Genomic DNA, 6,197 nt, shown 5'->3' on the forward strand with positions numbered 1-6,197 from the left:
CCCATCAAACCCCGGGACCAAACACCTAGAGTTCAAAAATTTCCCCATGTCAAAGAAAAACGGCACCCGGTGTCATTTTTGAATTTGATGTGTGTTCCTCCGGCTTCAGACAGTGCTGCGTTTGTGCAGGAGTTCGCCGGCGACATAGGTAGCGGCGATGCTGCGGTCGTCCCCGAGCATGGTCAGGGCAAAGAGGCGGTCAGCGAGGGTTTCGGCGGTTTGGGCACGGATCCGTCCAAGCGGCGTGGCGGCCGGATCGAAAACGCACAGATCGGCGTAGAGGCCGGGCCTGATGCTGCCGATCCGGTCTTCGAGACCGAGGGACTGTGCGCCGCCAGCCGTGGCGAGCCAGAGCCCCTGTGCGGGATGGAGTTTTGTCTGCAGCCCCTGCGCGACCTTGTAGGCATCAGACAGAACCTGAAGCAGGGATAGGGATGGTCCGGCACCGATGTCGCTGCCGATGCCGACATGGACGCGGCGTTCAGGATTGAGAGCCTTGAAGAGCGGGAATGAGCCGCTGCCGAGGAACTGGTTCGAGCCGGGGCAGTGCGCGATGGAGCAGCCGGTGTGGTGACAGCGCTGGAAATCGGCTTCTTCGGCATGGACGGCATGGGCCAGGATTGCGCGCGGACGCAGGAGACCGGCCTTGTCGTACACGTCCAGATAGGAGGTGCGGTCGGGGAAGAGTTCGCGGACCCAGGCGATTTCGGAGCGGTTTTCGAGCAGGTGGGTCTGCATGAACAGGTCTGGTTTCGTGGCGAGCAGGGCACCTGCGAGATCGAGCTGTTCGGGTGTGCTGGTGGGGGCGAAGCGCGGGGTGACGGCATAAAGCTGCCGCCCGCGATTGTGCCAGCGCGCGATGAGTTCGGCGGACTGGTCGTAACCGCTCTGGGCGGTGTCGCGCAGGTTTTCGGGGGCGTTGCGGTCCATCAGGACCTTGCCGGCGATCATGCAGGTATTGAGGCGCTCGGATTCCTCGAAGAACGCATCCACGGACTGGGGGTGGACGGTGCAGTACACGGCGGCCGTTGTGGTTCCGACGCGCAGGAGTTCGGTCAGGAACTGCCGGGCGACAGCGCGGGCATAGGTAATGTCGGCGTAGCGGGCTTCTGCGGGGAAGACGTAGTTTTCCAGCCATTCCAGAAGCTGCTCGCCGTAAGACGCGATGACCGGGAGCTGCGGGTAATGGACATGCGTGTCGATCATGCCGGCGGAAATCAGCATGTCGGGATAGTGGTCCACGGCTGTTCCGGCGGGGATGGTGTCGCGCAGACTGTCCCACGAGCCGGCGGCGATGATGAGGCCGTTTTCGGTCAGGATCAGGCCATCGGGCTCGTGGTGCAGGGCGTCCATGGGATCGGTGGTGAAGGGATCGGCATGGAAGGTCAGGAAGGGGCCGCGGATGGCCCTGCGGGGAATGCTGCTCTGGGTCATCCGGTTACCTTACGCAGGGATTTCGGTGCGGGGAACGGGGTTGTGGAGCCGGGGCGGCTTGGCGGCCGGCATTGGCAGTCGGTGCGGGGCTGGCTTACAACACTGGCAGGAAGAACCGGCTCCTGGCGCGTTCTTCAGCATGAGCTCTGGAGTATCCGCCAATGATGCCGAATGATCCTGTTTCGCCGCCTGTTGCACTGGATGTGCCGGAAGGGCTTGCCGTTTCCGTGGACGGAAAGACAAGCGGTATGGATGCCGTGCCCGTTCCTGATAAGGCGGATGTGACGGATTCCGGCACCGGCGGCGATGATGGCTCAGCGCCGCCGGCGTCTGGCAGCATCGAAGGACCTTATCTTGCCCCCCCGCGTGTGCCGGTTCTGGAAGGCGCGCGGGGTGTGCGGTTCGATTTCAATGATGGGGCGCGTGTCATGGTGCCGTCCCTGGAGCGCGATGGTGTGCCGTCGGGTTCGCAATGGCATGTGCGGCTTTCGGACCATGTGACTGGAAATGTGCTGTTCGATGCGCGTCTGAAGGGCGGCATGGTGGCGTCCACCAAGAAGTTCTTCGTGCCGTTTCGGGTGGATGTCTGGCTGGAGCAGCCGGGCGAGACGCCGGAGCAGGTGCTGCATCATGATCTGGCGCTGTCGGGGCGGCCGGTTCTGGTGCAGCTTCCGGTCGGAACGCTGGGGGATACGCTGGCCTGGCTGCCTGCGGTGCGGCGTCTGGCACAGGAAAGCGGGGCGCAGGTGACGTGCTCGGTCTCTGAAGCGATTTTACCGCTTGTGATGGGCGCCAATCCGGAACTGACGCTTGTGGGGCATGACCGGATGAACGCGGAGCCGGATTTCACGGCCCGGTTCTATGCGAGCTACAATATCGGGCTGTTTTTCGCGGATAAGGACCATACCCGCCAGCCGACGGATTTCCGTCATGTCGGGCTGCACCGGACGGCGGCTTACATTCTTGGCGTGGATCCCTGGAACGATGCGCCGCCGGGCATCACCATTCCCGATGGCGAACTACCGCCCGTTGCGGAGCCGTATGTGGTCATCGCCACGCAGGCCAGTACGCAATGCAAGTACTGGAATAATCCCGGCGGCTGGCATGAGGTGATCGCGTTTCTGAAAAATGCGGGTTATCGCGTCATCTGCATTGATCAGAAGCCGTATCACGGCACGGGATATGTCTATAACCACATCCCGCACGGAGCCGAGGATCAGACCGGAAGCCGCCCCCTGACCGAGCGCGCGCGGTGGCTGAAACATGCGAGCTTTTTCATTGGTCTGTCGAGTGGGCTGGCCTGGCTGGCGCACGCGGCGGGCACGCCAGTGGTGATGATTTCAGGGTTCACACATCCGGACAACGAGTTCGCCACGCCCTATCGGGTCATCAACTGGCACACCTGCAATTCATGCTGGAATGATCCGGCCTTTCAGTTCGATCACAAGGACTTCTTCTGGTGTCCGCGCCACAAGGGGACGGACCGGCAGTTCGAGTGCTCGCGGCTGATTACCGGGACGCAGGTCATTCACACCATCAGGCGGCTGATGACAGATCGGGGACTTGCAGGCGCGGAGCATGGCGCGCCCGTATCTGTGTGAGCAGGGCTTCGATCAGGGCACAGACATAGACCACCAGACTGAGCTCCATCACGAGCAGGATGCGGTTGCTGGAGGCGTAGATCGTGGGGGAAAGGCCTGTCAGGAAGGTCACGGCGAACCCGCCCAGCAGGAAGGACAGGACGGTGGAGGAGTTTTTCAGGGACAGGGCGCACCACAGGATCGAGACGATCATGCACAGCGTCAGGAAAAACGCGACATAGGTGTTCAGATACACCCAGTTCAGATCATAGATGAACCGGTCGCAGCGCAGGGCGGTGAGCATTTTCTGAAGACCCGGACCGAAGGGTAGCATGAGCAGGATGTTGAGCAGCATCACGCCCATGGCCGCCACGTCCTGAACGCCCCTGTTCCGTTTGACGAAAGCCAGAAAGCAGACGGACAGGATCAGGGCTGCGAGCAGGATATGATTGTCTGTGCTGACGCAGGCGCGGTGGATGCGGTCGATCGCCAGCGAGAGTTTCTGCACCATGCCGAACTGGGGAAATTCGGGCAGCCAGTTGCTGATTTCCGCCACGTAACGGCGGCCATTTCCGGGAGCGGCCAGAACGGTTGCGGAAATGACGGCGGCGATCGTCAGATAAAGGCCGCCATACAGGGAGATGGTCCGGCGTCGAAAAGTGGAGACGGCCGTGCAGAAGAGCAGAAGCAGCGAGGACTGTTCGATCGAACAGCCGATGGGCAGCGCCGCGATGGACAGGATGCGCAGGGTTTTTCCCACCTCGTCCTGACGCAGGAAAACGCTGATCGAGAAGAAGGCGAAGGAAATCGGGAAAAAGTAATTGTAGAAGCCCGAGAGCCAGTACACCGACTCTTCACTTACCTCGTGGGGCAGCAGGAACAGGCCCATGACCAGCGGAATTCCCATGCCGGACCGGAGGGCGGGGCGCAGGGTACAGGACCAGATCGCATAGGCCAGCAGAATGGCACAGAACGGGATGAGGGCTCGCCAGAAGAGGGGATACCGGATGGTTTCAGCGAGTGCGCCTTCGATGAAGATCCTGCCGGACCATGTCATGTATCGCGTGTGGAGAAAGGACAGCAGGCTGGTGTGATCCAGAGCATGCCGGAACATGTCATTGTCGATGAAGATCGATCCGTTGATCCGGGTGTTCATCCAGACTGTTGCGATCACCAGAAAGACGATGAACGGGCCGTTCCGCAGGATCGTCGTCTTAAGAGCGGCAGGCATGGGATATCCTGTAAAGGCTGTGTCCTGAAATGATGTTCAGGTGAATGGTCGCTCCCGGTGTCATGCCGGCCGGCTTTCTGGCGGTTCCGGTAAAGCCGTATCGGTTGTGAAAGACATTGGCCTCTGTATGGAAGGTCCGTGCGATATCGGGCCTTTCCTGAAGCCGGTAGGGGATGGAGAACTCTTTTTCTCCGTCTTCTACGGTGAGGATCAGGGTGGCTCCGTCGCCGGGCCAGACGTCTGAATGGATCCAGCCGGAAACCGCAATGGTGTTTCTCGCGATATGGCATTCTTCCACGAGGGCTCTCATGGAAGGGTCGTTTGAGGGCGTGAAACTGTCCGGGTGGAAGGGCCTGTGCGCCGTCCAGGCATGGCAGCAGGCGAGTGTCACGACCAGTGAGAGGGCTACTCCGCACAGGAAGGCATATTTCCTCAGAAGCAAGAGCATCTGATCCAGTGTGGAAGGGTGTTTCATGGATCTGCTGCGCTGTTCGGGGAGGGGGTATTTCTGCCATTGGGGCTGTACGCTGTCCATCATGCCTTTCGGACATGGGGGAAGGCGGGGCTGGCATGACGGCTTTGGCCCTGATATCTGCGAGGCTGTCTTTTTCATCCGATCGCGGCTGTGTCTGCGGTCCCGGTAGCCGGATGCCTGCCCCATGTCCGATACTTTCGAGCCGATCCGCATTGTCGCGCTGTATCATTTCACGCCGTTCGAAGATCCGGCCGCATTGCGCGGGCCGTTGCTTGAGCTGTGCGAAAAGGAAGGGATCAAGGGGATCCTGCTGCTGGCGCGCGAGGGCATCAACGGGACGATTGCCGGGACGGATGAGGGCATGGAGCGCGTGATGGCGCATATCCGTGCGCTGCCGGGCTGCGCGGATCTGGAAAGCAAGGACTCCCGCGCTCCGGAACTGCCGTTCCGTCGCATGAAGGTGCGACTGAAAAAGGAAATCGTCACGATGGGCGAGCCGGATATCGACCCGCGTCAGGGCGTGGGGCGGTATGTGGCGCCGGAGGACTGGAACGCGCTGATTTCCGATCCGGATACGATCCTGATCGATACGCGCAACGATTATGAAGTGGCGATCGGGACGTTCAAGGGCGCGGAAGATCCCAAGACGAAATCATTCCGCGAATTTCCCGAATGGTTCCGCAGGCGTCGGCAGGAACTGGAAGCGAAAGGGCGTCTGCCGAAGATCGCGATGTTCTGCACGGGTGGCATCCGCTGCGAGAAGTCGACGTCCTTTGCGCGGGCGGAAGGTGTGGACGAGGTCTATCACCTCAAGGGCGGCATCCTGAAATATCTGGAGACCGTTCCGGAAGAAGAGAGCCTGTGGGAAGGCGAGTGCTTCGTGTTTGACCAGCGTGTTTCAGTGAAGCACGGGCTGGAAATCGGCACGCATGATGTCTGCCACGCCTGTCGCCGACCGCTGAATGAAAAGGACAAGGCCTCGCCCCTGTTCGTGCAGGGTGTGTCGTGTCCGCACTGCCATAACGAGCGGACGGAAGAACAGCGCCATCGCTATGCCGAGCGTGAGCGTCAGGAAGCGCTGGCACAGGCGCGGCGGGCCGGGCATCTGGGCGTCCGCCAGAAGTGACGGCGGTCTCGCCGGTCGCTGAGGATGTTTCGCAGCGGCCGGATGTGGCCCGGCGGATGTTCCAGATTGCGGGGCGTTATACGCTGATTAATGTCCTGATCGCCATCCCGCTGCATCTTCTGATTGATGCAGCGGGGTTTGGGGGAACCACCGCAACGTGGAAGCATGGCGTTGTCGTGCTGGCCGTGGCGGGTGTTGTGTTCGCACCCATCATGGAAACTTTTATGCACTTCTGGTTGCCAATCGTGGTGGTGCGGAAGGTGCTGGGGCAGCGGTCTGGGACGCCGTTTGTGGCGTGGCTCGCCTGCGTGGGGCCATTTGCCTAGGTGTTTGGTCCCGGGGTTTGATGGG

Annotated in this window: 6 protein-coding genes; 3 read left to right on the forward strand and 3 right to left on the reverse strand. The window is 61.1% G+C overall.

Annotated features, from left to right (window positions below):
• Nucleotides 1–105 precede the first annotated feature (105 nt).
• Complete coding sequence (guaD, locus tag GOX01_RS12010) at nt 106–1,434, reverse strand: guanine deaminase (RefSeq protein ID WP_011252466.1); 1,329 nt, start codon at nt 1,432–1,434, stop codon at nt 106–108.
• A 161-nt stretch (nt 1,435–1,595) separates the two neighbouring features.
• On the opposite strand from guaD, the gene GOX01_RS12015 reads away from it, so the two are divergent.
• Nucleotides 1,596–3,035, forward strand: a complete 1,440-nt coding sequence (locus tag GOX01_RS12015) for an autotransporter strand-loop-strand O-heptosyltransferase (protein ID WP_231139098.1) — start codon at nt 1,596–1,598, stop codon at nt 3,033–3,035.
• Here GOX01_RS12015 and GOX01_RS12020 read toward each other — a convergent pair.
• A complete protein-coding gene (locus GOX01_RS12020; RefSeq protein WP_062268813.1) occupies nt 2,971–4,245 on the reverse strand; it encodes a hypothetical protein in 1,275 nt (424 codons plus the stop codon). The two genes, GOX01_RS12015 and GOX01_RS12020, sit on opposite strands and share 65 nt — an antisense overlap.
• A complete protein-coding gene (locus tag GOX01_RS12025; RefSeq protein ID WP_131973947.1) occupies nt 4,229–4,720 on the reverse strand; it encodes a hypothetical protein in 492 nt (163 codons plus the stop codon). The genes GOX01_RS12020 and GOX01_RS12025 overlap by 17 nt, the downstream gene beginning before the upstream one ends.
• A 184-nt stretch (nt 4,721–4,904) precedes the next feature.
• Between GOX01_RS12025 and trhO the strand changes: the two genes are divergently transcribed.
• Entirely contained in the window at nt 4,905–5,846 is a 942-nt protein-coding gene (trhO, locus tag GOX01_RS12030; RefSeq protein ID WP_011252463.1) for an oxygen-dependent tRNA uridine(34) hydroxylase TrhO, read from the forward strand.
• Nucleotides 5,843–6,172 carry a hypothetical protein gene (locus GOX01_RS12035; RefSeq protein WP_011252462.1) on the forward strand — a complete coding sequence of 110 codons (330 nt, stop codon included), beginning with the start codon at nt 5,843–5,845 and terminating at the stop codon, nt 6,170–6,172. The genes trhO and GOX01_RS12035 overlap by 4 nt, the downstream gene beginning before the upstream one ends.
• Nucleotides 6,173–6,197 lie beyond the last annotated feature (25 nt).

Source organism: Gluconobacter oxydans, from assembly GCF_006539685.1.
Lineage (GTDB): Bacteria > Pseudomonadota > Alphaproteobacteria > Acetobacterales > Acetobacteraceae > Gluconobacter > Gluconobacter oxydans.